Annotated in this window: 17 protein-coding genes and 1 pseudogene; 13 read left to right on the top strand and 5 right to left on the bottom strand. The window is 62.2% G+C overall.

Annotation, left to right across the window (positions count from 1 at the left end; genetic code table 11):
* Window positions 1-20: 20 nt before the first annotated feature.
* The gene (locus FS845_RS03515) at window positions 21-143 is read right to left on the bottom strand and encodes a hypothetical protein (RefSeq protein WP_313960311.1); all 123 of its coding nucleotides are present in this window, start codon (window positions 141-143) and stop codon (window positions 21-23) included.
* A 532-nt stretch (window positions 144-675) separates the two neighbouring features.
* Here FS845_RS03515 and FS845_RS03510 point away from each other — a divergent pair.
* From FS845_RS03510 to FS845_RS03470, 9 genes and pseudogenes are all read left to right on the top strand, one after another.
* A complete protein-coding gene (locus tag FS845_RS03510) occupies window positions 676-1,641 on the top strand; it encodes an STY4528 family pathogenicity island replication protein (protein ID WP_260986129.1) in 966 nt (321 codons plus the stop codon).
* Between the two features lie 675 nt (window positions 1,642-2,316).
* Window positions 2,317-3,179: pseudogene (locus FS845_RS26895) on the top strand (integrase domain-containing protein).
* A 144-nt stretch (window positions 3,180-3,323) separates the two neighbouring features.
* Entirely contained in the window at window positions 3,324-3,578 is a 255-nt protein-coding gene (mads1, locus tag FS845_RS03500; protein ID WP_144631258.1) for a methylation-associated defense system helix-turn-helix domain-containing protein MAD1, read from the top strand.
* Entirely contained in the window at window positions 3,578-6,310 is a 2,733-nt protein-coding gene (locus FS845_RS03495) for a DUF499 domain-containing protein (RefSeq protein WP_144630727.1), read from the top strand. Before mads1 ends, FS845_RS03495 begins: the two co-directional genes overlap by 1 nt.
* Window positions 6,310-7,299 carry a hypothetical protein gene (locus tag FS845_RS03490; RefSeq protein ID WP_144630726.1) on the top strand — a complete coding sequence of 330 codons (990 nt, stop codon included), beginning with the start codon at window positions 6,310-6,312 and terminating at the stop codon, window positions 7,297-7,299. The genes FS845_RS03495 and FS845_RS03490 overlap by 1 nt, the downstream gene beginning before the upstream one ends.
* Before the next feature lie 12 nt (window positions 7,300-7,311).
* Window positions 7,312-10,521: a DUF1156 domain-containing protein gene (locus FS845_RS03485; protein WP_144630725.1), complete on the top strand. Its 3,210-nt coding sequence runs from the start codon at window positions 7,312-7,314 to the stop codon at window positions 10,519-10,521.
* Window positions 10,518-11,015 carry a hypothetical protein gene (locus FS845_RS03480; RefSeq protein ID WP_144630724.1) on the top strand — a complete coding sequence of 166 codons (498 nt, stop codon included), beginning with the start codon at window positions 10,518-10,520 and terminating at the stop codon, window positions 11,013-11,015. The genes FS845_RS03485 and FS845_RS03480 overlap by 4 nt, the downstream gene beginning before the upstream one ends.
* A gap of 11 nt (window positions 11,016-11,026) precedes the next feature.
* Complete coding sequence (locus tag FS845_RS03475) at window positions 11,027-13,018, top strand: ATP-binding protein (RefSeq protein WP_186332139.1); 1,992 nt, start codon at window positions 11,027-11,029, stop codon at window positions 13,016-13,018.
* Window positions 13,011-15,797: a DEAD/DEAH box helicase gene (locus FS845_RS03470; RefSeq protein ID WP_186332138.1), complete on the top strand. Its 2,787-nt coding sequence runs from the start codon at window positions 13,011-13,013 to the stop codon at window positions 15,795-15,797. The genes FS845_RS03475 and FS845_RS03470 overlap by 8 nt, the downstream gene beginning before the upstream one ends.
* Window positions 15,798-16,235: 438 nt before the next feature.
* Here FS845_RS03470 and FS845_RS03465 read toward each other — a convergent pair whose 3' ends face one another.
* Window positions 16,236-17,363, bottom strand: coding sequence for a tyrosine-type recombinase/integrase (locus FS845_RS03465; protein ID WP_144631254.1), 1,128 nt, complete (start codon window positions 17,361-17,363; stop codon window positions 16,236-16,238).
* Window positions 17,364-17,642: 279 nt separating this feature from the next.
* Window positions 17,643-18,734: a redox-regulated ATPase YchF gene (gene ychF / locus FS845_RS03460; protein ID WP_144630722.1), complete on the bottom strand. Its 1,092-nt coding sequence runs from the start codon at window positions 18,732-18,734 to the stop codon at window positions 17,643-17,645.
* A 339-nt stretch (window positions 18,735-19,073) separates the two neighbouring features.
* On the opposite strand from ychF, the gene FS845_RS03455 reads away from it, so the two are divergent.
* The 4 genes from FS845_RS03455 (at window position 19,074) to FS845_RS03440 (ending at window position 23,781) form a co-directional block, all read left to right on the top strand.
* Window positions 19,074-20,180 (top strand): hypothetical protein, encoded by a 1,107-nt coding sequence (locus FS845_RS03455; RefSeq protein ID WP_144630721.1) that lies wholly within the window; start codon window positions 19,074-19,076, stop codon window positions 20,178-20,180.
* 66 nt (window positions 20,181-20,246) lie between these two features.
* Window positions 20,247-21,458 (top strand): toxic anion resistance protein, encoded by a 1,212-nt coding sequence (locus FS845_RS03450; protein WP_260986126.1) that lies wholly within the window; start codon window positions 20,247-20,249, stop codon window positions 21,456-21,458.
* Between the two features lie 25 nt (window positions 21,459-21,483).
* On the top strand, window positions 21,484-23,112 hold the full coding sequence (locus FS845_RS03445) for a vWA domain-containing protein (RefSeq protein ID WP_144630720.1): 1,629 nt from the start codon (window positions 21,484-21,486) through the stop codon (window positions 23,110-23,112).
* Between the two features lie 36 nt (window positions 23,113-23,148).
* Entirely contained in the window at window positions 23,149-23,781 is a 633-nt protein-coding gene (locus tag FS845_RS03440; protein ID WP_144630719.1) for a hypothetical protein, read from the top strand.
* Window positions 23,782-23,839: 58 nt separating this feature from the next.
* Here the strand turns inward: FS845_RS03440 and FS845_RS03435 are convergent, their stop codons facing one another.
* Window positions 23,840-24,613, bottom strand: a complete 774-nt coding sequence (locus FS845_RS03435) for a type II CAAX prenyl endopeptidase Rce1 family protein (protein ID WP_144630718.1) — start codon at window positions 24,611-24,613, stop codon at window positions 23,840-23,842.
* Between the two features lie 2 nt (window positions 24,614-24,615).
* Complete coding sequence (gene pth / locus FS845_RS03430; protein WP_144630717.1) at window positions 24,616-25,203, bottom strand: aminoacyl-tRNA hydrolase; 588 nt, start codon at window positions 25,201-25,203, stop codon at window positions 24,616-24,618.
* Window positions 25,204-25,392 lie beyond the last annotated feature (189 nt).

Here is a 25,392-nt window from a genome sequence, read left to right as displayed (position 1 = left end):
CTTGCCGCTGGGTTATCGCATCATTCCTCGGAGCCATCATCCATAGGCTTGCCCAGCTCCCGCTCGATCTGTTCGATTGTCGGCAGGCCGGTTTGCAGCTCTTGCGGCAGGGATTCCACCAGTTTGTATTCGGCAATGCCCATGGGCTGCGACCTGTCACCCAGAGCGTATATCGCGAGCAGAATTACCCCATGACTTCCATATTGATTACCTACTTCCAGCCCCCGGATTAGTAGCATTGTCGAGATAGAAATCTCGGACACACTTAGCGATTCGTGCGATCTTGATGTCCTATGGGCGCTAGCCTTGTAGCAGGCCAACTGGAAGTAAAAAGCCCCGACAACCTTCTTAGCTTGTCGGGGCTTACGCCATGCCTATCCGCGTCGGTCAGACGTTGATCACACGGTTAAACGTTGATCGGTCGGCAAAGGCCTGTGAACGCTAGGTTTCGCGGGGAAATCGGGCCACGGGCTTTGCGGGAATCGCTGGAAGTACCCCCAGTTGTACCCCCATAGGGGTATCGGGATGATAAATCAGTCTGGATGCCGGTGCCAGCGCTGCACCTGCCGGATAAAACGGGTATGGCGCAGACCGCATTGTTGGATGACGCATGGAACGGTACGCGATGAGATGCAGGGGAACGGGCCGCTGTGGCCCATACCTTGGAGAGCGCTCATGGCAGACCACCACACCCACCACAACCCGCCTGGGCAAGACGCCCTGTTCGCCACGCCGGCATCGCTCATGCTCGACGCCCGCCTCACGCCACTGGAGCGCAATGGCTGGCAGGTGCTGCGCATGCTGCGCTCTGCCGAGGGCATCAGTCCGCTTGCAAACCTGGGGCAGTTGCGCCGCTATCTCACCTCTACCCCGCTGGGGCAGCGAGCCGGGTACGAGACGGCCCGGCGCGTTCTCGTCGTGCTTCGGCTGACGGGGTGGATCAGTCTGGTGGGCCAGCAACGCGATCCCCTTACCGGCCATGTGCTCAGCGAGCTGTATCAGGTTCACGAAAGCACCCTGGACTTCCAACAAGCCTGCGCGCTCGATGCCAGCCTGCCCGCGCTTCTACAATCTTCCATCGGCCACGAAAACAACCAGGTGGATCGGGTGGCCGTCCACATTCAGGCAACGCTGGCGCAAGCGCCGGAAGCTGCTTCCATTGCGGCCCACGATCAGTTCCGCGATGACGATGATTTACCCCCTACTCCGCCGTCGCAGGCGGGCGAGGCAGCCGACCCACTGCCATTGTCTGGCGATTCCGCTGGCAGCACGCTTGTTCCGCAACAGACCGAACACGCTCGCCACATGACGGCTGAGCAGGGCAGTACGTATAAGACGTATATGTATAAAAAAGAACGTACATACCGCGCGCGCGAAGGCGACGGCGATCCGGCATCACAGTCGGTGAGCTTGCCGCCGTGCCTGAGCAATGCCCAGGCAGACCAGCAAAAGGACGTGCAGGCCGCCTTGCGGGGGCTGCCGCCGCAGCATCGCCAGGAAGTACTCGACGAGTTGCAGGCACGCAGCCAGAGTGGCACCGTGCGCAATGTCGTGGCCTACTTCTTCGCCTTGGTGAAGCGCGTCTTTGCGGGCGAGTTCCGCTTGTGGGCAGGTCGTAAGGAGATGTCTGCAAGATCATGAACACCTCGACGAATGCTGGGGACATCGCAGCGCAGGCAATGCAGGCCAGGGGATGGCAGCCGCATCCTGCTTAGTAAATGCTGCCGCGAAACGGGGCGTCACTGCACGCCGCAGTGACGGCCCCGCACACTCTAGCAACAATGCGAGCGAACGCTAGATCCTATTGTGTGCGGCATACATGATGATGGCCGCCCTACAATGACCGAACAGTTGCCAAGACCGATGGGCTTCGTACATCGGCAACCCCAACAGCGCAGGTTTCTCTAAGCGCTGGCCCGTCAAGGCGGAACCACCCCAGGTATGCCCAGGCTCCGACCGCATACTGGCCCTACCCAGGGTTGAGCCTTCTTCGTCTGTTTGAACTCATCCCTACCGCGCCGCCTGGCTCACTGTCCTTTGCGGCAATTGCCTGTGCGCAATGCACAGGGCTCCCGCTGCTTTTCTCATCCCACTCAGTTCATAGGAGGACTCGTCCACGTTCGCATCACTTTCGTCTTGTAGTTCCTCCGTCCAGGCTTCCAGCAGGGAGCAGGACGGACGCCTCATTCGAGGCTCTGGTGTCTCCTGAACACCATGCCCTTGCCCTCACGGGATCTCGCCTTGGCGAGCTGGCACCAACACTAACCATTGAGTTTCAGGACTACGCGGTACTGGGCTTTGCTTGGAGGCCAGACGATGGACGACTTGACCTACACCCTGCGACAGCTATGTCAGCGCAACCGCGACGGCAGTTACACCACACAGGCCGACCGGATGCGTTCGCTGTCGCTGGCCGCGCGGCAACTGCGGGAGGCCGGTTTCCGGAAAATGAAAGCCTCGTCGCTCAAGGGAAAGCACGTCCAGGCGCTGCTAGAACGCTGGCAGGGAGAATGCTTGTCGTCCGGCACTATCAAGAATCGGCTTTCTCACCTGCGCTGGTGGGCCGAGAAGATCAGCAAGTCTGGCATCTTGCCGGCGAACAACATGCAGCTTGGCGTGGCCGAGCGCCGCTATGTGACCAACGTCAGCAAGGCCCGTGAGCTGGGATCCGCACTTGATCAGATCACCGATGTCCATTGCGCATGAGCCTGCAACTGCAGGCCGCGTTTGGCCTGCGCCGAGAAGAATCCATCAAGTTCCAGCCCAGTTATGCGGATCGGGGTGACCACATTGCCCTCAAAGGATCGTGGACGAAGGGCGGGCGTGAGCGCATGGTGCCCATCACCACGACAGAGCAACGCGACGCGCTCCACGCAGCACACCACTTGGCGGGCACAGGATCACTGATCCCGGCAGACAAGACCTACATCCAGCAGCGGCACGTCTACGATGGGCAATGCAAGGCGGCGGGTCTGAGTCATATGCATGGCCTTCGCCATCAGTACGCGCAAAGCCGTTATGAGGCTCTGATGGGGTGGCCTCCACCAGCAGCGGGTGGACCACCCGTCAGGACGCTGAACGATACACAACGAACCCAGGATACCGCAGCACGGCAGGTAATCAGCCGTGAATTGGGCCACGAACGCCTGCAGATTACGGCCGTCTACCTCGGAAGATAGTCGCTGGTTTATTTCCGTTGAGGAACGGTCATAAACATTCTTGTTAGCCAGCCTTCCTAAAAAACACATGCAATACGCAATCCTCGTTCGAACTGGAAAATTTTGTACTATCCTTCCGTTGTTTGACCTCGAATGGCCACCACCATGCCCACACACAGTAGCGAAGGCGAAATTCTTACCGTCAAGCAGGTCGCTGACTACCTGAAGGTCACTGAGCGGACGATCTACAGGCTGGCCGGGGCCAAGAAGATCCCAGCCTTCAAAGTTGGCGGGACGTGGCGGTTCTCGCGTGTAGACATTGACAACTGGATCAAGCAGCAGTCGGTGGAAGGGCTCGACGCCGCGCGCGGGGGTGACGACACGGCCAATGGCCAAACGAACGATGGAGTGCGGAAGTAATGCTGGGCCTGACACTACGAGAAGAGTTCCGGGGCAAGCGCCTCAAGGGCACGGCCATTGAGCTGTCCAACGACCAGCACACGGGCGCAACCCAGATCGCAGCCCAGCAGTTTCTGGAGATCACCTATCCGACGCACGATTTGCTGAAAGGCATCGAGGCCGTCGGCCCCAGCCAAGGTCGCCCCGTGGTTGTGATCGGCGAACGGGGCCTCGGCAAGTCGCACTTGATGGCCGCGCTCTACCACGCGGTGACTGACCCCGCCTCGACCAGCTCATGGCTCAACGCATGGTCCACCACGCTGGCCGATGCCAACATCGGCAAGATCGCCCTGCGCGACGGGATGCACGTCATCGGCGAGAGCCTGCATCGCCACCGCTACAAATTCCTGTGGGATGTGCTGTTCGAGAACCACCCTCACGGCACCTACATCAAAGGCAAATGGGAAGGTCAAGGCACATCCAAGACGGAAATCCCGTCCGACAAGCTCATAATTGAACTGCTGGAAAACAAGCCGACGATGTTGCTGCTGGATGAGTTCCAGACTTGGTACGACGGCCTGACCAACACCAAGCAGTACCCGTGGAAGAACTGGGCGTTCAACTTCATCCAGATTCTTTCGGAGATCGCCAAGGAGCGGCCCGACCTGCTGGTGCTGGTGATCTCGGTGCGCAACGGCGGCAGCGACGCCTATCAGCAGGTGCATCGCGTTAACCCGGTCGCCATCGACTTCAAGGCAGGTGGCAGCGCCGAGCGCATCCAGCAGGATCGTCGCCGAATGCTGCTGCACCGTCTGTTCGACAACCGCTTACAGATCGCCAGCGGCACCATCGAATCGCTGGTCGCGCAACACGTCGCCGAATCCTTCCGGCTGCTCGATGTGCCTTCCGCCGAACAGGAGCGCAAGCGCCGTGAATTCACCGAATCGTGGCCCTACGCGCCGCACCTGCTGCGCCTGCTCGAAGAACAGGTGCTCATCGCCACCGACGCGCAGGAAACGCGCGACCTGATCCGCATCCTCGCCAACCTCTACAAGAGCCGTGGCGAGGCCGTACCGGTGCTCACTGCCGCAGACTTCCGGCTGGACGATGACACCTCAGGTATCGGCGCGCTGCTCGAAGCGGTCGCCAACCAGCACCACCGCACGCTGCGCGAAAAGGCACAACAGAACATCATCTCGGTGCAGGAGGCTCGGCATGACCACGCCAGCATCGCGCCACACCTGCAAGAAATCATCAGCGCGCTGTGGCTGCGCTCGATTGCCGTCGGCAACCTCGCCGGAGCAGAACCTGCCACGCTGCAACTGGACATCACCCGTGACAAGCCGGTGGATGACAACGCCTTCCAGGTCGAGCTGGCCACCATCGTCGAGAACAGCTTCAACATCCATCAGGATGGCACCAAACTGCTGTTCCGCGAGGAGGAGAACCCGCGCGCCAAGCTCATGGCCTACGCCCGCAACGACAAACTGTTCGCCGACAGCGGGGATCAGGCACAGCTCGCCAAGCAGGTGCGCTACGTCATCGGCGGCAGCGACGAAGTTGTCAAAACCTTCCGCGTGATCGCCCTGCCGAAGTCGTGGGTCAACGATCCGTGGACGGCACTCGACGAAGCCGAGCAACCCGACAAGTGGGATGACCGCCTGCCCATCCTCGTGCTGCCCGAGGAGGCCGACAAGCTCGACGCCACGCTGGGCCGCTGGCTCAAAGACCAGTTGCAGAAGCGTCGCAACACCGTGCGCTTCCTGCTGCCGCGTGCGGGCAGCACCAACTCCTTCATGGATCGTGACTTGCTCATCCTCGCCCGCGCCGAAATGAAGGCCCAGGAATGGGGCGGGCAGAACCCCGAATACAAGAGGCTGCACAAGGAGTTCGAGAACACCCTGCGCGACAACCTCAAGAAGCGCTTCGACCGCTTTGCCGTGCTGCAACGCTGGAACTTCGCCGACCCCGCGCAATGCAAGTTCAGCGTCGAACGTCTCGACAAGCAGGGTTCGCAAATTCCCGAAGCCATCGAGGAGGCGTTGACCGGCGACCTGTTCGTGCCGGAGGATTTCGAGGATCTAGTGTTCGAATACGCCAGCAACAACGAATCGGTCGGCAAGCTGCTGCGTGAATTGCAAGAGCCACGCCCTTCCGGGCAGGACTGCATCCCGTGGCTGGGCGAAACGGCGATGAAGGAACGCTTGCTACGCTTGTGTGCCAAGGGCAAGGTCGCTATCAACGTGCGCGGCATGGAGTATCTGCAAACGAACCCGGGCGAGGACGAGAACGCCGCGTGGCGGCGCCTGCGCCCCAAGCTTTCGCTCACGGGCCGCCACCTCGACGACGTGTTCGTGATGCTGCCCTCGGCCGTGCCCGCAACGGGTGGCACCACGCCACCCGCGCCGCCGCCGGCTGACGCATATCCGACCGGTAGCGCTGCCCCCGCGCCAGGCGTGTCCGAACCCACACCGGGTGGTTCGCCCGCTCCCACGCCTGGCGGCATCTTCGGTGGCGATGGCACCACCACCAAGCCGCGCACGCCGCTGTCGAACCCGGCCACATCGCCGCTCAACCTGATCGGCAAGATCGAAGGCTGGGGCATTGGCCCCGCCACCAAGGTCGCGGAGGTATCCATCAAGGTGTCCACCGCCCAAGGCCCACAGATCACGGGCGCGCAGCTCAAGGAACTGCTCAAAAAGCTGCCTGAAGGCATGAGCTTCGAGCTGAACCTTGAGAAGGAGGACGACTGATGACACTGACCGCCAGCGCCTTGCAGGCCCTGACCCAAGGCTCCGACGCCGATGCTTGGCGCGTCATCGTTGAGCAAGCCGTCGAAATAGCTCGTAAACCACTGGCCGCAGGCAATGCGCCCAGCGAGGTCGTCCGGCGTGACCGCGAGATCAGCGCACTGGATTTATTCCTCTCCTCCAGCGGCTGGGATTTGTGGCAAGCCTTCGGTGACAGCGTCGAACGCACCTCGGATCGCTTGGTGCGCTGGTGGGCCGAGCCCTTCAGCGCCAAGGCGGTGTTGATCCTCGACGGCCTGTCTTTGCGCGAATTGCCGTGGCTGTTGCAGGGCGCTAAGGAACATGGCTTCACCACGCACGAGGTCGCCGCCTGCGCATCCGAACTGCCCGGCGAAACTGATGAGTTTGCCCGCGCGCTCGGCTTCAGTAGCCGCAGCAGGCTTCAGAACAACGGTGGCGGCCTCGCGCATAAACTGCAAGCCGCCAACACCGAAACCGTGGACTTGCCGTGGAAGGACTGCCAAGCCCTGATCGGCAGCGCGCCGAACCAGATCTTCTGGCACCACTGGCCCGACGCCAAGCTGCACGACATCGCGGGCCAAGGCCAAGGGCTGGAACCGCTGACAAAGGACGTTGCCGAGCAACTGAGCAGCGACGACTTCTGGAGTTTCGTCGAACGTCTCGCCACCAGGCGGCGGTTGGTCATCACCTCTGACCACGGCTACGCGGCCACCGGCTACTTTCCCGATGCGGATGGCGAGGTGGGCCAGTTCCTGAAGCAGGCGTTCGGAAGCTCGCGCAGCAAGATGGGCACAGGCGATACCGGCCCCTTCGTGCCGCCCGTGGCATTGCAGATCAACAGCCCCCACGGCGCGCACCTGTTGGCCTTGGGCCGCAGGAAGTGGCGCAGCCAAGGCGGCTATCCAACGCTCACTCATGGCGGCTTGTCGCTGCTGGAAGTGCTGTCGCCTTTCGTCGAGCTGACCAAGTAAGGATTGTGGCTGATGGCCGCCAAGAAAGAACTACTCGCACAAGAAGTCGCCAAGGCCGTGGGCGCGGGCAAGGCCGTCGCGCTGGAAACGGTGGACTTCAACGACCCCAACCGCCCCAAGACCTGTCTGGAGGTGGATTTCCCCATCCTGCCGGTCAATCAGGTGGCGATCATTGAAGGCAATGCGGGCAAGCCCATCTACCAGATGTCCAAATGGTGGGCGCGGCGGCGTTCCAGCGTGTTCCGCTCGATGCTGATCGCGGCGGCGACCAAAGCGCCGGACGACCCTTCGCACGCGGCCAAGTTGGTGTGGGACAACTACTACGCCAACCATCAGAAGAAAGGCGCATTCAAGCACCTGAAGGTGGCGGACATCTTCATGGGCGGCGGCACCACGTTGGTGGAAGGCTCGCGCCTCGGCATGCAGATGATCGGCAACGACCTCAACCCGGTCGCATGGTTCGTGGTCAGGCAGGAACTCGCCAATGTCGATCTGGAGGAAGTGAAGAAGCTCCTTGCTGACATCGAAGCCGAGGTCAAGCCGCAGATCATGCCGTACTACTACTGCGACGGCCCGCAGGGCGAAAAAGGCAAGTGGACGCATCTGCCTACGAACAAGGCGATGCCCGCCGACTTCGATCCGCTCGCCATCCCGCGCGACGAGCGCAAGGACTACCGCTACGAAGGCCCGGAGATCATCTACACCTTCTGGGCCAAGCACGGCCCTTGTCAGGTGACAGGCTGCGGTCATCGCACGCCGATCATGACCAGCCCGGTGATGGCGGTGAAGACGCTGACGGTGAAATCGTGGCAGCACACCTGCGGCAAGTGCGGCGAGGCGTTCGATGTGGAGGAAGAAGCCGCGCGCATGGCACCCGATGCGCCGTTCTACGTTGCGCCCACCGAACCGCCGTATTCCGTGCTCGACCGCAAGAAGGGCGTGATCTGCCCGCACTGCGGCTACACGGCGATGGCTAATCTCGGCAAGGGCAAAAACAAAAAGGTGGAACTGAGCCTGCTGGTGCATCCGCAATGGTTGGCGGGCGAAGCCAAGCAGGACGCGAACGGCCAGCCCTACGGCGGTTCGGCGCAGGACGACGTGGCGGCGACCACGCGATGGGACGCGGCACGCGCTGCGAATATTCGCTTGTTGGAAGTGCGCGGCGTGTTGCCGGATGAAGTGACCGACCCGGAAATGGGCGTCACATTTGCGCCGGAGAAAGGCACCGTTCCAAAGCCTGCAAACTTCGCGTGCGCGGCTTGTGGCACTGTGCAGCCTATCGTCGCCGCCATTGAAGCAACTAAGAAGACGGCACCATCAAACATTTACGCAGTCCAGGGTTATGCACCCAAGCGCGATGCCGAAGGAAAACCCTATGGAGGCCGCTTCTTTTCTGCTGCCGATAGTGCCTTCGCTAAGCAGTACGACACAGCTCTCAAGGAATGGGAGGAGCGTAAGGACTCCGATTTGAAGGACTACTGGCCTCGTAGCGCAATTCCGTTTGGACACATGACGCACCAGCGCCAACCGCTTCCGCAGCACGGCTATTTGAACTGGTCAGATATGTTCAACGCACGCCAGATGCTGGTGCATGCCCAGTTGCTCAAGGCAATCGTGAATGTAGGCGCTTATGACTGGGCCACTAGGGAATATGTTCTCGGAGCATTCCAGAACCACCTACGAAATCAGAACATGTTTTCGTTCTGGCACATCAAACTGGACAAGTTGGCTCCTGCCCTTTCAAACAACAACTTTCATCCGAAGAGCAACGTCATTGAAGTTGGCGTCTTCCCTCCGATGGGCTATGGCCCGTGGTTGTCAACTATCGAAGTATTGAGAAAAGGCGCGGAGTGGAGTGCAGAGCCTTGGGAGGCTGTCAACGCAGAGAGTCTGCGACGAACGTATCCCGCTCTGGGGGGGCAAATTACAGGAAAGAGCGAGAAGGTCCGCACGGGAGACCCTGTATTGGGAGCGGATGTGCTTTGTGCATCATCGACAGACCTTCACAGTCTCGGCGATGAAACCGTTGACCTGGTGATTACTGACCCTCCGTTTGGTGACCTGCTGCACTACTCAGAGCTGGCGGATTTCTTCTACGTTTGGCTGCGCCTCGCGCTGAAGGACAAGTACCCCGACTACTTCCGCGCCGATTACACGCCCAAGTCGCTGGAGGCGGTTGCCAACCGCGCACGTGAACCGGAAGACCCGGATAGCTTCTACCAGCGCCTGCTCACGCAGTGCTGGCGCGAAGCGCATCGCGTGCTCAAACCCAGCGGCATTCTGGCCTTCACTTTCCACCACAGCGAAGATGAGCCGTGGGTGGCGGTGCTGGAGTCGCTGTTCGACGCGGGCTACTACCTTGAAGCGACGTATCCCATCCGCTCCGACGAAACCAAGGGCGAAGGCGAGTTCGGTTCAAAGACCATCGAGTACGACATCATCCACGTCTGCCGCAAACGCACCGAAGAACCCAAGCCGGTGAGCTGGGGCCGCATGCGCCGCGAGGTGATGGCCGACGTTCGCCAGTTGCAGGCGACGTTGGAAAACCACGCCAAGGAAGGCTTGCCCGCCGCTGACATTCAGGTCATCCGGCGCGGCAAGGCGCTGGAATACTTCTCGCGCCACTACGGCAAGGTGTATGTGGATGAAGGCCGTACCATCTCAGTCCGCGAAGCCCTGATCGGTATCAATCAGTTGATCGACGAGGATGCCAACAAGAGTGCGGAACCGCCGCCGGTCAACGCCGAACCCATGACGCGCCAATTCCTGCGCACGTTCGGCGCGGCCACTGAGCTGAAGCGCGACCAGTTGCAGAAGTTCCTGCGCGGCAGCATCACCACGCCGGATGACTTCGTGCAGCGCGGCTGGTGCAGCGAGGTGAAGAAAGTCTTCACACGCACTGCGCCGCTGGACTTCGCCCGTGAATGGCAAGGCAGGCACAAGCGCAAGCTCACCTCCGATTTCGATCAAGCGCTGGTGCTGATCGGGGCTTGCGTGGATGGCAGTGGTATTAATGCTTCGGACACGCTAAAGAATGAAAACTTCAAGCCACATGTCGCGCTCAAGCCGCTGCTGGAGTGGCTGCAAAAGAACGGCCCGGATCAAACCACCCGCAACGCAGCCTCGCGCGCGGTGACGATTTTCACTACTTGGCAAGCCAGCCAAGCTCCGAGGCCCCAACAGGCTTCGCTGTTCGATGACGATTGGGAGTACGGGCAATGAGACAACTGCGCGACTCGGTCTGGCAGGTGCGCGGCACCAGTTGGGTATGGGACGAAGAGGCCCGCAACCAGATCTGCGTGGCCAGCGAGGTGTGGAGCCTGCGCCAGTTTTTGCGCGCCACAGGGCAATGGCCCGACGACCTGCCGAGCAATGGAGGCAGAACGCTGGTGGTCGCCGGACTGGATGGCAGCCTCGATCTACTGACGCCAACGGATGCCGAAACGTGGCTGGCTGACACCATCAAGCCTGCCGTGCTGTCGTTTCAGGACGAATGGGGAAGCGATGGCGCGTTGGTGTTCTGGCTGCCCGGTGGCCACAACCGCATCAGGGCGAATGCCGCCACCGATGAGGTGAGCTGGCTATGCCACACGCCCCACGGGCACCAGATCGACCTTGGACGCATTCTGTGGGGCCAAGCCAATGAGTACCCGCAGGAAATTCTGCTGCGCGACGGAGGCAGGCCTGCGGGTCTTTTCCATCTACGAATTACATGAAGGATGACGCTATGTCTTCCATACTCCCCATCAACGTCGATGATTTATTGCGCCTGCAAGGCGTCGAATCCGCTCGCGTTGAGTTCAAGGCATCCTGGGACGAAAGGACCACAGGCTCCCAAGTCATTCGGACGATCTGTGCATTTGCCAACGATTTTCAGAATTTGAACGGTGGTTACATCGTCATTGGTGTTGCTGAACAGGCTGGCGCGGCAATTTTGCCGGCCGAAGGTCTTTCAGAAAAAGAAATTGAAGATGCTCAGAAATGGATACGAGGGCGCTGCAACGTCATTGATCCTGTATATCAACCGGTCCTCTCGCCAGAAACTCATGGAGGGCAGCGGATTTTGGCGATTTGGGCACCCGGCAGCCAAGCACGACCACATCAAGCGCCGGAGTCTGTCGAGAAAGGTGCATCCAGAAAGTTCTACATCCGTCTGGGATCGGAAACAGTAGATGCGGAAAGGCAACCGGAACTGAAAATCCAGCTCATGCAGTTGACGGCGCGAGTGCCTTTCGATGACCGGCGTGCGTTGCAAGCTAGCGTGCTTGATATTCGTGAAACCAAGGTGCGCGAGTTTTTGAATGACATCGGTAGCGGTTTGGTGGATGAACCCGATACTAAGGCGCTTTACCGAGCGCTGCGCATTGCAGACCCGGTGAATGGGCACGATGCCCCGCGCAATGTCGGGCTGCTATTTTTCAGCCAGAATCCTGAACAGTGGTTTCCTGGTGCGCGGATAGAGGTCGTGCAGTTCGCAGGGGATTCCAGTGGCAACGTGCTGGAAGAAAAAGTATTCAACAAGCGCCCCGTGCAGGAGCAGCTTCGGGAATGCCTTGCCTATCTGGAGGGACTGTCTGTTCGTATGATCCAGAAGCTGCCTGGGCGAACCCAGGCGGGTCATTGGGTTAGTTACCCCTCATTGGCCTTGCGCGAAGCCCTGGTGAATGCAGTCTATCACCGTTCGTATGAGGGCGTCCAAGAGCCGGTGAAGGTCTACCTTTACCCCGACCGGATGGAGATTATCAGCTATCCGGGGCCAGTGCCGGGTGTCGAGATCAAGCATCTGGATGGCTCTGCGCCTTTACCGCCTGTGCCCGCCCGCAATCGCCGCATTGGAGAGCTTTTGAAAGAGCTTAGGCTGGCCGAGGGGCGCGGAACGGGTATTCCCAAGGTCAGAAGAACGATGGAACAGAACGGCTCTCCACCGCCGCGATTCGACTTTGATGAGGCGAGAAGTTATTTCCGCGTCACGCTGCCCGTGCATCCAGAGTATCAAGCGATTCTGGCGCTCCAAGATGTTGCTCATCTGCGGGCGACTGGTGATGCGCAGGGGGCGTTATTGCGCCTGCAAGATGCCTACAAGGCCAATCCCTCCACGCTTGGCGTGGCTGCGGAATTGGCGAAGGAACTGGTGTCCAAGGGAGATATTCATGGAGCAGAAACGATCTATCAGCAGTTTAAAACGAGTAATCCAACAGCAAACGGCGCATCGTTGATAACACTCATTGCCTCCGCTTGGCTCGATGCAGGGAAACAGAAGGAAGCCGTTGCCTGGCTGAATCGTTTGCCAGAACTGGATGCCGTAGCAGATGCCTTTGATGCAGCAATACAAGAGAAGCGTGCCGGACGTTTAAAGAAGGCGCATCGCTATTTTCAGTTGGCGGGAAATGCTGTTCTTCAAGATGCCAAAGCATTGCACGAGTTCGCCCAAGTAAAAATGAAACTTGCAGGAGAGGCACGGCCAGGGCAACGATCCCAAAGCAGCGCTGCCTATAAGAGGCTGCTGGATGAAGCTCGTGAAATGCTGCAGCGCGTGGTGCAGATGGATGCACCGCGCGCGCGCCATGCTTGGGCTTGGTATGACTTGGGACGGGTACTGCGTTGGAACAAAGCAGCTTTGCCGGAAGTTCGCCGCGCTTTCGAGAAAGCTGTCGAGAACGACCCTCATGAGGACAGATTCTCGCGTGCGTTGAAAGAGCTGGATGATCGCAATGGCTGAGATTGAAGCCGAAAGCGCCTTCCGTTCTGGCGAGCGCATCACCCACCACGAGTACGGCCAAGGCGTTGTGCTCGACTCGGCGCGTGATGGCTATTTGCGTGCGTTCTTCGGCGTCGGCGAACGACGCGTGCCGGTGGCGTCGCTACGGCGCGAACTCACGCGCACCGAGCGCATTCTGCGTGCTGTGAATGGCGGCACGGAGCGGTCGCGCAAGGCATGGTTGTCCTACGAGGCGCACGCGCTACCTGTGATGGAAAGCGCCTCGGCGCTGACCTCGGCCAAGATCGACCTGCTGCCGCATCAGGTGGTGCTGACGCACCGCATCGCCACCGCCTCACCCCGGCGCTACCTGATCGCCGACGAGGTGGGCCTTGGCAAAACCATCGAAACCGCGCTGATCCTGCGCGAGCTGGCTAGCCGAGGCGAATTGACCCGCGCGCTGATGGTGGTGCCTGCTGGCCTTGTGAACAACTGGCACCGGGAATTGAACGAGGTGTTCAACCTCGACTTCGAGGTATTTGGCTCCGAGGGCGACATCACCGATCGCAAAACCAATGCCTTCGCCAAGCACGACCGGCTGATCGCCAGCATCGACACCCTGAAGCGTCCAGTGCGCATCAAGCGCCTGCTGGATGCGCCGCACTGGGATCTGGTGGTGTTTGACGAAGCGCATCACCTGACCGCCTACCGCACCGGCGGCAAGGTGCGCAAGACAGAAAACTACAAGCTGGCCGAGGCGCTGAAGGATCATTCCCGCGACCTCGTGCTGCTGTCGGCCACGCCGCATCAGGGCAATCACTTCCAGTTCTGGATGCTGGTGCAATTGCTGAACCCAACGCTGTTCCGCAGCCCCGAGGAGATGCTGGAAGAACGGCACCGGCTTAACACGGTGATGTTCCGCCGCACCAAGGCCGATGCCTGCCAGCCGGATGGCTCGCCGCTGTTCGCACGCCGCTGGGTTCACACCGAATCCTTCGTGATGAACCAAGCCGAGCGGCTGTTTTACGAGAAGCTGCGCGAGTACCTGGAGGATGGCTTCGACCTTGCGCGCCGTCAAGGCAACCAAGGGCGGGCGCTGGGCTTCCTGATGGCGATCTTCCAGAAGATCGCAGCGTCGAGCTTCGCCGCCGTACGCCGCACGCTCAAGCGCCGCCTGCTGATGCTGACGCTGCACGAAGCCTTCCTCCGCGACAAGGAACTAGACATCGAGGGCCGTGAACGCCTGACCGAGGAGGCGCGGGAGCTGATCCACGAGGAATTTGGCCTGGCCCGAGACAGCGTCGGGCGCAGCGAGGTGGATCGTGTGCTGGCCGACCTGAAGTATCGGTTGGTGAAGAAGCTGGACGAAGAGGCGCTGGAGATGGCCTCCGATCCCTACGGCAGCGAGTATTCGGCCACACACGCGGAAGAAGCCGCGTCGGCGGTGGTGAACCTGCATCTACCCGAGGAACGCCTGCGCATTGGCGACTTGTTGCGCCTGTTTCCGGCGGAGCGCGAAACCAAGATGCAGAAGTTGCTCGACGGTTTGGGCACGCTGTGGCGGCAGAACCCCAACGAGAAGATCGTGATCTTCGCCACCTACCTCGGCACGGTGGACATGATCGCCCGCGAGATAGAGCAGACCTTCCCCGGCCAGGGCGTTGCCGTGCTGCGCGGTGGAGACCACGGCGCGAAGGTGGCGGCGGACCGGCGCTTCCGCCTGAAGGATGGCCCGCGCGTACTGGTCTGCACGGCGGCCGGGCGCGAAGGTATCAACCTGCAGTTCGCGCGCGTTTTGTTCAACTTCGACCTGCCATGGAACCCGATGGACATGGAGCAGCGCATCGGGCGCATCCATCGCTACGGTCAGCGCGACACCGCGCAGGTCTATAACCTCGTGCTGTCGGACACCATCGAGGGCCGCATTTTCCTGCTGCTCGACGAGAAGCTGACCGAGATCGCGCGCACGGTCGGCAAGGTGGATGACCAGGGCAACGTGGCCGAAGACCTGCGCGCGCAAATTCTTGGGCAGTTGTCGGAACGGTTGAACTACGACCGCCTCTATCAGGAGGCTCTGTCCGACCCGGAACTGAAGCGCACGCAGGTGGAGCTGGAGGCGGCGCTGTCGAACTCCCGCGAGGCGCGGCAGGTGGTGTTCGACCTGTTCCAAGACCTCGACGGCTTCAGCCTCGACGACTACAAGCCCTTCTCGGATGTGTCGTCCAGTCTGGATCGACTGGTGCGCTTTCTCTCGGCGGCGGTCGCGGATCGCCAGCAGAAACTGGTCAAGGTGGACGATGCGACCTGCGACCTCGTCACGGAGGAAGGCACGTGTCAAGCCCGCTTCACCTTGAGCCGCGAAGCCGCGACCAACCAGGACAATCTGCAACTGATGGGTCTGGATCATCCGTTGGTACAGGAGGAGCTGGGGCGCTGGCGCAGCGTGCCACCGGAAGAAGTCGGCATTGCCGCATCGGGCGACGTGGACGAGCCGGTTCTGCTGTCGCTGTGGATGGTTGAAACATCCGCTGGCAAAGGAGAACGCCGCGTCGTGGTGCAGCCCATTGCCGTCAAGCAGGACGGCACGCGCATTCCGGCAGTCGAGCGCCTGTGCGAAAAATACCTGCAAGCACCGCCAGCCACACCGACATTCCAACCAGAACAGCGGATTGATCTATTCGCCAGAGCAGTTGAGCCGACCTTGCAGCGTGAGCTGAAGCACAAGGGAGCCGCAAATGGCGACGGCAGCTACTCGGCGGAACTGATCGGCTACGTCGAAATCATCGGTCGGGAGACGTGATCCTCGAAATCTGTCGGACTTGGGGCCACTGCGGCCATTTTGCAGCCGCCGACTCCCAGGTCCGACAGCCTCCTAGACAAATACTCCATCGAGCAGCGCGCGACGCAGATTTTCGATGCACATATCCATGTGACTTCCCTAATTTTCGGAAACCTTTGGTTTCATTCAGTCCGCTGAGCAGCTAGCGATGCGGGCTCAGCCGCTCGAAGCGTTTTTGTACCCACTGCCATTCCTGTTGGCTTCCTGCTTTGCCAATCGCAAAAAGGGGTATTAAATGCGTATTTACCCCATTTATTCCCATTGTTTGCCTTATTCTCAGCTCCCAGCCTTCGACAAAGGCAAACGGCAAAGGAACGGCATTCAAGGGACAACGGCCTTATCCAGAAAAGGAAAAGGCCGCCCTGTCCATTCGTTCTGCAACACCCGGCCAAAGCATCCCTATGCCGCGACGCTGACCTCCGCCGCCCCCAGATAGTCCGCCCAGTCCTGCAACAACGTCCTTCTCTGATCCAGCAGCAGCGCCTTGTTGTACGTCGCCCGCACCTTGTTGCTTTCCACGTGGGCAAGTTGCCGTTCAATCGCATCAGGCCGGTATCCGTTCTCATTGGCCCAGGTTGAAAAGGTCGTCCGCCAACAATGCGGCGTCGTACCCCGGCCCAGGTTCATGTCGCGCATCGCGTAAGTCAGCCGGTTAGGCGTAGTAAAGCCCTTGCCGCTCCGGTGCGGGAACAGATAGCGGCCACCGCCCGTGATGCACTGCAAATCCTTCAGCACGGCAATGGCCTGTGCAGACAACGGGCTGACATGGTCACGCCGGGCTTTCATCTTCGCCGCAGGCCGACGCCACAATGCATCCTCAAAGTCGAACTCGTCCCACTCGGCATCCGCCGCCTCCCCTGGACGGCAGGCGGTCAGCGCAATCAGCCGCAAGCACATCGAGGTTTCCGGATAACCCCGGTAGCCGCGCAACTCCTGATAGAACCTCTGGATTTGCTCTCGCGTCATCGCCGCTTTGCTCTCGCTGAACGGCACGCGCAGTAGCCCACGAAGACTGGGAATCGGATTGGCCTCGACCAGCCCCCGCAACACCGCGAACTCAAAGATCGCCGACAGATCGCCTTTGACGTGAATCGCCGCCCAGGCTCCGTGGGACTTGCATTCCTCCAGCAGCGGGCGAATCTGCTTGACGCCAATGTCGCTCATCGGCGTCCCATCGAACTTCGGCGACAGGTACTTCCCGATGCGGGATTCTTTCGTCCGGTAGGAACTGAGCGCAAAGACTGGCTTGATCTCGGCCAGGTACGCCTGCGCCACCTTGGCGAACGAGCTTTCTTTTGCGCGCTTGCGTTCCTCCAGCGCTTCGAGGTTGCGCTGCTTGACCTGCTGCCGCTCATGGGCAGGATGGATGCCTTGCTTGACCAATGCGCGCGCCTTCTCGCGGGCCGCGCGCGCCTCCGCAAGGCTTACTTGAGGAAAGCCGCCGATGGCAAAGAGGTTCTCCTTGCCTTGCAGGCGGTACTTCCACCGCCAGAGCTTGCCGCCGGTGGGCTTGACCAGCAGGAACAAGCCCCCCCGTCTGAAAGTTTCCAATCTCGATCAGTCGATTTGGCCGACCTGACCTTGAGGTCGGTGAGTAGGTTTTCGGGCATCGTTGGACTTCACTGCGGGGAAAAGTACCCCCACGGTTGAACACGAGTACCCCCAACGCTACCCCCGAATTTTTCAGACCTCGATGAACAATAGGAACGCTCAGTAGACCGTATTGTTTATGCAACCCGTTGACTTACAAAGGGCCAATCTGTCCACCAAGCGCTACTGAGCGCCACCGAGATACGGCAAAAATCGTCAGACGTTGAACAAAAAGTTCATCACGTCCCCATCCTGCACCACATACTCCTTCCCTTCCGCGCGCATCTTCCCGGCTTCCTTCGCACCCTGCTCGCCCTTGTAGGCGATGTAGTCGTCATACGCGATCGTCTGCGCGCGAATGAACCCACGCTCGAAGTCGGTGTGGATCACGCCGGCCGCCTGCGGCCCGGTCGCACCAATGCGAATCGTCCACGCCCGCACTTCCTTCACGCCCGCCGTGAAGTACGTCTGCAGGCCCAGCAGCTTGAACGCAGCACGGATCAAGCGATTCAACCCCGGCTCTTCCATGCCCATGTCGGCCAGGAACACTTCCCGGTCTTCGTCCGGCAAATCGGCGATCTCGGCCTCGATGGCGGCGCAGATGGCCACCACCGGCGCGTTGCGCTTGTTGGCGAACTCGACCAGGCGGTCCAGCAGCGGGTTGTCGGTGAAGCCGGTGTCGCTGACGTTGCCCACGTACATGGCGGGCTTGGCGGTGATGAAGCACAGCGGCGCGATCAGCGCACGCTCTTCGTCGGACAGGTCGACCGAACGCACCGGCTTGGCCTCGTTCAGCACGGCTACGCACTTCTCCAGCACGGCCACCAGGCGCTGCGCTTCCTTGTCGCCGGAACGCGCGGTCTTGGTGTTGCGCTGCAGGGCCTTCTCGGCGGTCTGCAGGTCGGCCAGCGCCAGCTCGGTCTCGATGACCTCGATGTCGGCGATGGGGTCGACCTTGTTGGCCACGTGGATCACGTTGGGATCCTCGAAGCAGCGCACCACGTTGACGATGGCGTCGGTCTCGCGGATGTGCGAGAGGAACTGGTTGCCCAGGCCTTCGCCCTGGCTGGCGCCGGCCACCAGGCCGGCGATGTCCACGAACTCGACGGTGGCCGGCAGGATGCGCTCGGGCTTGACGATCTCGGCCAGCTTCTGCAGACGCGAATCCGGCACTTCGACCACGCCCACGTTGGGTTCGATGGTGCAGAACGGGTAGTTCTCGGCGGCGATGCCCGCCTTGGTCAGCGCGTTGAAGAGGGTCGATTTACCCACGTTGGGCAGGCCGACGATGCCGCATTGCAGAGCCATGGAAATCCTATAAATATCAATGCACTACCGGCACTAAACAAAACATGGCCGAGGGTGCCCGATCCGCATGCCGGGATCGCGTGAGCCGTGGACGCGGGGCGCACCAACATGGGAATCGTCTGACGATCCAACCAGGCGCGGCGGGTCCGGGAAAGCGCGAATTTTAACCGGTCCGCGCCACTCGCCCGGCAAGGCGCCGCAAAGCTTCATAAATATGACATTTCATGCACTTATCTTCTGGTAACGGGCTTTGACCTGGCCGCGCTGCCTACATACGATTCTTGCGCGGACGGCGGGGGTACGTCCCCTAAAGCCCCCTCAAACAAGAGACCAGAGCTTATGCAACTACGCAAGATCCTGGCGCCGATTCTGGCAGTGGCCCTGCTGGTCGGCATCGGCGGCGCCATCTACGTATCCTCCACCCGCAAGCTCGAGAATGACGCCGCGCAGGCCGCCGCGAAAGCGGTCGTCCAGGTCCGCGGCATGATCGGGTCCGAGAAGGAAACCTACTTCCTGGACCCGCGCGTGCAGGCGCGCCTGAAGCAGCTGGGCTTCACCGTCACGGTGGACAAGGTCGGCTCGCGCGAGATCAGCGCGCGCAAGCTGGACGGCTACGACTTCGGCTTTCCCGCCGGCGCGCCCGCGGCCATCACGCTGCAGAAGGCCGCCAACGCGCGCCAGGTCTACCAGCCCTTCTTCACGCCCATGGCCATCGCCTCGTGGAAGACGCTGGTGCCGGTGCTGGAGCACGCCGGCCTGGTGCGCACCGAGAACGGCACGCACTACATCATCGACATGGACCGCCTGATGCGCCTGATCGCGCAGGGCAAGCGCTGGAACGATCTGCCGGACAACACGGTGTTCAACACCAGCAAGTCCATCCTGGTCAGCTCCACCGACGTGCGCAAGTCCAACAGCGGGGCCATGTACCTGGCGCTGGCCAGCTATGTGCTGAACGACAGCAACATCGTGAACACGCAGGCCGACGCCGACCGGCTGCTGCCCGCGCTGTCGGGCCTGTTCCTACGGCAGGGCCTGCAGGAATCCAGCTCGGCCGGTCCCTTCGAGGACTACACCACCATGGGCATCGGCAAGGCGCCGATGGTGATGATCTACGAGAGCCAATTCCTCGAATACCAGTCCAAGCGCGCCACGCCCAACACGGACATGGTGCTGCTCTACCCGCGTCCCACGCTGTACACCAAGCACACGCTGGTGCCCTTCACCGAGGCGGGCCAGCGGCTGGGCGAGGCATTGGCGCAAGACCCCGAACTGCAGGCGCTGGCCGTGCAGTTCGGCTACCGCACCGCGGACAACGGCAAGTTCACCTCGTTCCTCGCCGACAGGAAGCTCAGCGCGCCCGACGTGCTGGTCGACGTCGTGGACCCGCCCAGCTACGAGACGCTGGAGTACCTGATCCAAGGCATCGAACGGCAATTCAACTAGGCACGCGCCCGGCCTGTCTCTGCACGAGCAACACGGATCCCGCATCCGACATCGGACATGAAGAACATGGAACAGCAACCCCAAACCCTGACGCCTCCCGACCTGGTGCTGACCCCGCCCGAGGTGGTCCAGCCCGTCGAACAGAAGAAGGCCACCGACATGGTGGCGCTGCCCGACGAGACCGCCTCCGCCATCGACAAGCAGGTCGCTTCCGTGGTGGACACGCTGTTCATGGACGACGTGCACAGCGACACGTTCAAGAGCCGCGTCGACGCGCTCTTCCACCTGGGCCGCAACGAGATTTCCAACGCCGCCGAGCTGATGACGGGCCGCTTCATGGAGCGCAACTTCGTGGGCATCGAGGACTCGGCGGCCTTCAAGGCGATCCAGTCGATGCGCACGCAGCTGGACGAGCTGAACCCCGGCCGCGAAGGCGACCTGCTGTCGCCGAAGAAGCTGTTGGGCCTGATCCCGTTCGGCAACAAGCTGCAGGACTACTTCCGCAAGTTCCAGGACGCCGGCGACCATCTGAAGGCCATCATGGCCGATCTGCACCGCGCCCGCGACGACATGCAGCGCGACTCGGCCGAGATCGACGTCACCATGGCCAAGCTGTGGGACGCCATGCAGAAGCTCAAGGGCGCCATCACCTTCGCCGAGAGGCTCGATGCGCAGGTGTCCAGCCGCGTGGACGCCCTGAAGGCCACCGATCCGGACCGCGCCCGCGCGCTGGAGCAGGAGGTGCTGTTCTACGTGCGCCAGAACTACCAGGACATGCAGACGCAGATGGCCGTCAACGTGAACGGCTACCTGTCGATGACGGTGCTGAAGAAGACCGCGCGCGAGATGGTCAACGGCTGCAACCGCGTGGCCACCACGGGCATGTCGGCCCTGGCCACCGCGCAGACCGTGGCGCGCGCCACGGGCAACCAGATCCAGGTAATGGAGATGCTGCAGGGCGTGTCCAACACCATCGGCGACCTCGTCACCGAGACCTCGCGCCAGCTGGGCCAGCACGTGCAGCGCACGGGCGAGTTCTCGGCCGACCCGCTGATCGGCGTACAGCGCATCCAGGAGATGATGGACAACACCTTCAAGGCGATGGACGCGATGGACACGTTCCGCTCGCAGGCCATCGACACGATGGGCAAGAACAACGCGCTGATGAAGGCGCAGATCGCGCGCAGCGAGCAGTACCTGGACCGTTCGCGCCAACAGGCCGCCTCCGAGGCCGTGCGGCAGGCGCCCGCGCTGCCCGACGGGCCGGTGCAGGTCTGAGAATCCCTTCCACGCGAAACCGACCATGCTCAGAAAAATGCTTACCCGCCTGGCGCTGATCGCCGGGCTGGGACTCGCGCTGGCCGCCTGCGACAAGGCCGCACCGCCCTCTTCGGCCGATGCCGGCCGCGCCAGCGCCTCGGGCGGCTCCTCCGAGGCCGTCACGCTGACCGTGCTGGCCGGCTCGGAACTGAAGGACATCGAGCCGATGCTGGACGACGTCCGGCGCGAGACCGGCGTGCAGCTGAAGATGAAGTACGTCGGCACGCTGGACGGCGTGGAGCGCCTGCAGTCGGGCGAGGCCACCGACCTGGCCTGGTTCGCCAGCAACCGCTACGCCATGCTGGTGCCCGACGCTAAAAAGCGCATCGTCGCCTCGGAACGCACCATGCTGACGCCGGTGGTGCTGGGCCTGAAGTCGGGCAAGGCGAAGGCGCTGGGCTGGGACGACGGCAGCGGCAGCTACACGGGCGCCACGTGGAAGGACATCTCGCAGGCCGCCGAAGCCGGCAAGTTCACCTTCGGCATGACCAGCCCGGCGTCGTCCAACACGGGTTTCTCGGCCCTGCTGGGCCTGGCCGCCGCGCTGTCGGGCAAAGGCGACGCGCTGGAGGTGGCCGACATCGACAGCAAGTCGCTGGGCGCGTTCTTCAAGGCCCAGAAGATGACGGCGGGCAGCTCGGGCTGGCTGGCCGATGCCTTCCTGAAGAACCAGGACCAGGTGGACGGCATCATCAACTATTCGTCGGTGCTGCTGACGCTGAACCGCGACCCGGCGCTGCGCGAGAGGCTGACGCTGATCTATCCCAAGGACGGCCTGACCACGTCGGACTATCCCGTCATGCTGGTCAACGCGGACAAGCGCGCGGCCTACGACAAGCTGGTGGCCTACCTGCGCGGCGCGCCCTTCCAGAAGGCCATGGCGCAACGCACGCTGCGCCAGGCGATCAATCCCGAGGTGGCGCAGCCGAATCCGGCGGCCGCCATCGGCGAACTGGCCTTTCCGGCGAAGCAGGAGGTGGTCGACGCCATCCTGCTGACCTTCGACAACCAGCTGCGCACGCCGCCCGACAGCACGTTCGTGCTGGACACCAGCGGTTCGATGGATGGCGACAACCTGGACCAGCTCAAGAGCACCATGCTGGGCCTGTCCGGCGCGGACGCCAGCATCAGCGGCCGCTTCGCGCGCTTTCGCAACCGCGAGCAGATCCACATCAAGCCCTTCAACGACATGATCGGCGCCACCGAGTCGTTCGACATGGGCGGCAGCGAGGCGCAGTCGAAGAAGACGCTGCAGGCCATCTCGTCGTACGTGCGCCGGCTGTACGCCACCGGCGGCACGGCCATCTACGACGCCACGCGCGCGGCCTACGAAGAGGCGCTGGAGCGCCGCGAGCAACATCCCGACCGCTTCTACAGCATCGTGGTGATGACCGACGGCGCCAACATGTCCGGCATGTCGCTGCGCTCGTTCCTGCGCTGGTACGATGCCCTGCCCGCGCAGAAGAAGGGCATCCGCGTCTTCACCATCTATTTCGCCGGCGGCGAATCGGCGGAGATGACGCAGCTAGCCGAAGCCACCGGCGGACGCGCGTTCGACGGCAACAAGGGCGGCCTGCAAGCCATCTTCAAGGAAGTGCGGGGATACCAGTAAGGTGTATTTCGACGGATCGACAGCCGGAAAAGCGAGATGGCAGGAATGTCCCTGAAGACCCGCGTGCTGCTTGCCTTCTACAGCACGCGCAACGTCGTGGGGTGCGCGCTGGCCCTGGTCGGGCTGGCGCTGTTCTTCGGCGGCATCATCGAAGACTGGTGGCTACCCATCGTGCTGGGCCTGTATGCGGCCGGCTGGCTGATCGCCCCGGGCCGCGGCGCGGCCATCGAGGCCGACATCAAGGAAGCCGCCAGCAAGGAGGCGCTGATCGAGGCCATGGAATCGCTGTTCCAGCGCTCGCGCAAGAAGCTGCCCAAAGAGGCCGTGGTCAAGCTGGAACACATCCTGCGGATGGTGCGCGAGCTGGCGCCCAAGCTGTTCAGCGGCGAGGTGCCGCTGACGCAGGCCCTGTCGCTGTCCGGCACGATCACGCGCGACCTGCCGGAAACCATCAACCACTACCTGAAGTTGCCGCCCTTCTTCGCGGCGATGACGGTGGTGCACGACGGCAAGACGCCCAAGCAGCTGTTCTTCCACCAGCTGGAACTGCTGGACGGGCAACTGGTGAAGATCGCCGAAAGCATCTATCGCCAGGATGCCGACGCGGTGGTCGCCAACGGCAAATTCCTGGAAGAAAAATTCAAGCCGATGGCGTATACGGATTTCTAGAGCGCGGCGGCGGCGCGGCGGCGGCGCGGCGCCTGTGGCCGCCGACGCACGCCGGCCGTCACTTCGCCGCCGGCAGGTCCACCGGCAACGTCCCCACCAGCGACGTCAGCACCAGGATGACCAGCACCGGTCCGCCGTTGAACACGCCGTGCAGCAGCATGGTCGCGCCGAACCCGCGGCGGGTGCGCATCCAGCCCAGCACCATGCCGGTGGCCCATTGCGGCAGCACCAGCAGCGGCATCAGGTACAGCGGCATGCCCTGCAGCGTGAAGTTGTTCAGGTGCACGGCCGCGAAGGTCAGCGACACCAGGTGGAACACCAGGCCGTAGCGGCGCACGTAGTCGCGGCGCCAGCCCAACTTTTTGCCTTGCATGGTGACGCGACCGTAGCGCAGCGGCAGGCTGACGGCCAGTATCACGCAGGCCAGCCAGGCGGCCGTCCAACCCTGCGGGCCGAACAGCAGTGGCACCAGCATCAACGGACACAGCCACAGGGCCTGCAAGGGACGCCGCAGCCCGTAGCGGAACAGCAGTTCCTCGACGATGGGCGCCCACAGGATGGCGGTCAGCCAGGGGATGTTCTGCGGGTTGAGCCGGTGCACCGCCCCGCCCGAGCCCGCCGCCATCACGGCGATGGGTCCCAGTGCGAACAGGTTGATGGCCCACAGCACGCCCGCCCAGGCCATCAGGCGGCCAAAGGTGATGTTGGGCATCCAGTCGCCCGCCAACCCGCCATGCACCGCGCGCCGCACCGGCAGGCGGCGCAGCGTGGGCCGCATCAGGAATCGCCAGAAGTCGGCGAATTCTTCGCTGAACCGCAGGTGGCTGGCCATGGTCAGGCGTTGTGCAATTGGCGCGTGGCCTTGGGAAAATCGCCGTCCAGCATCGCGGGAACCGCGACACGGCAGCGGTCCAGCACGGTCTCGATGGGAGGCATTTCCTCGCGGCGCGGCGGATGCAGCACGAAATCGGCCACCTGCTGCGCCAGGTTGAGCGTGCGCGGATGGCCGATGCCGATGCGGATGCGCCAGAAGTTGGGGCTGCCCAGCGCGGCCTGGATGTCCTTCAGGCCGTTGTGGCCGGCGTGGCCACCCCCCTGCTTCAGCTTGACCTGCCCGGGCAGCAGGTCCAGCTCGTCGTGCAGCACCAGTACCTGCTCGGGCGCCAGCTTGTAGAAGCGCGCCAGCGCGCCCACGGCCTGGCCGGAGCGGTTCATGTAGGTGGCGGGCTTGAGCAGCAGGACGTTCTCGCCGTCCTTGCGCGTCTTGGCGACGTCGCCGAAGAACGCTTTCTCGTACGAGAACGAGGTGCGCAGGTCGCCCGCCAACTGGTCGGCAAGCCAGAAGCCGGCGTTGTGGCGGGTGGTCTCGTACTCGGGGCCGGGATTTCCCAGTCCCACGATCAGGCGGATGGGCTCAGTCATGATGGCAAGAAAAGCGTAGGATCAGCGCGACATTGTGCCTGAAGGCGGCGGCCCGGCGCGGCGCTTGTCGGGTGCCGCCGTTCGGGGCGCGAGGTGCGCGCGTGGAAAACTGCGCACGGGGTCGGGCGCGCGGCAACGGACGGGCAATAAAAAAACTCCGCGGTGCGGCGCACACGCGGAGTTCTTCGC

Source organism: Bordetella genomosp. 13 (genome assembly GCF_007679965.1).
Lineage (GTDB): Bacteria > Pseudomonadota > Gammaproteobacteria > Burkholderiales > Burkholderiaceae_B > Bordetella.
This window is presented reverse-complemented; position numbering and strand designations above follow the sequence as displayed.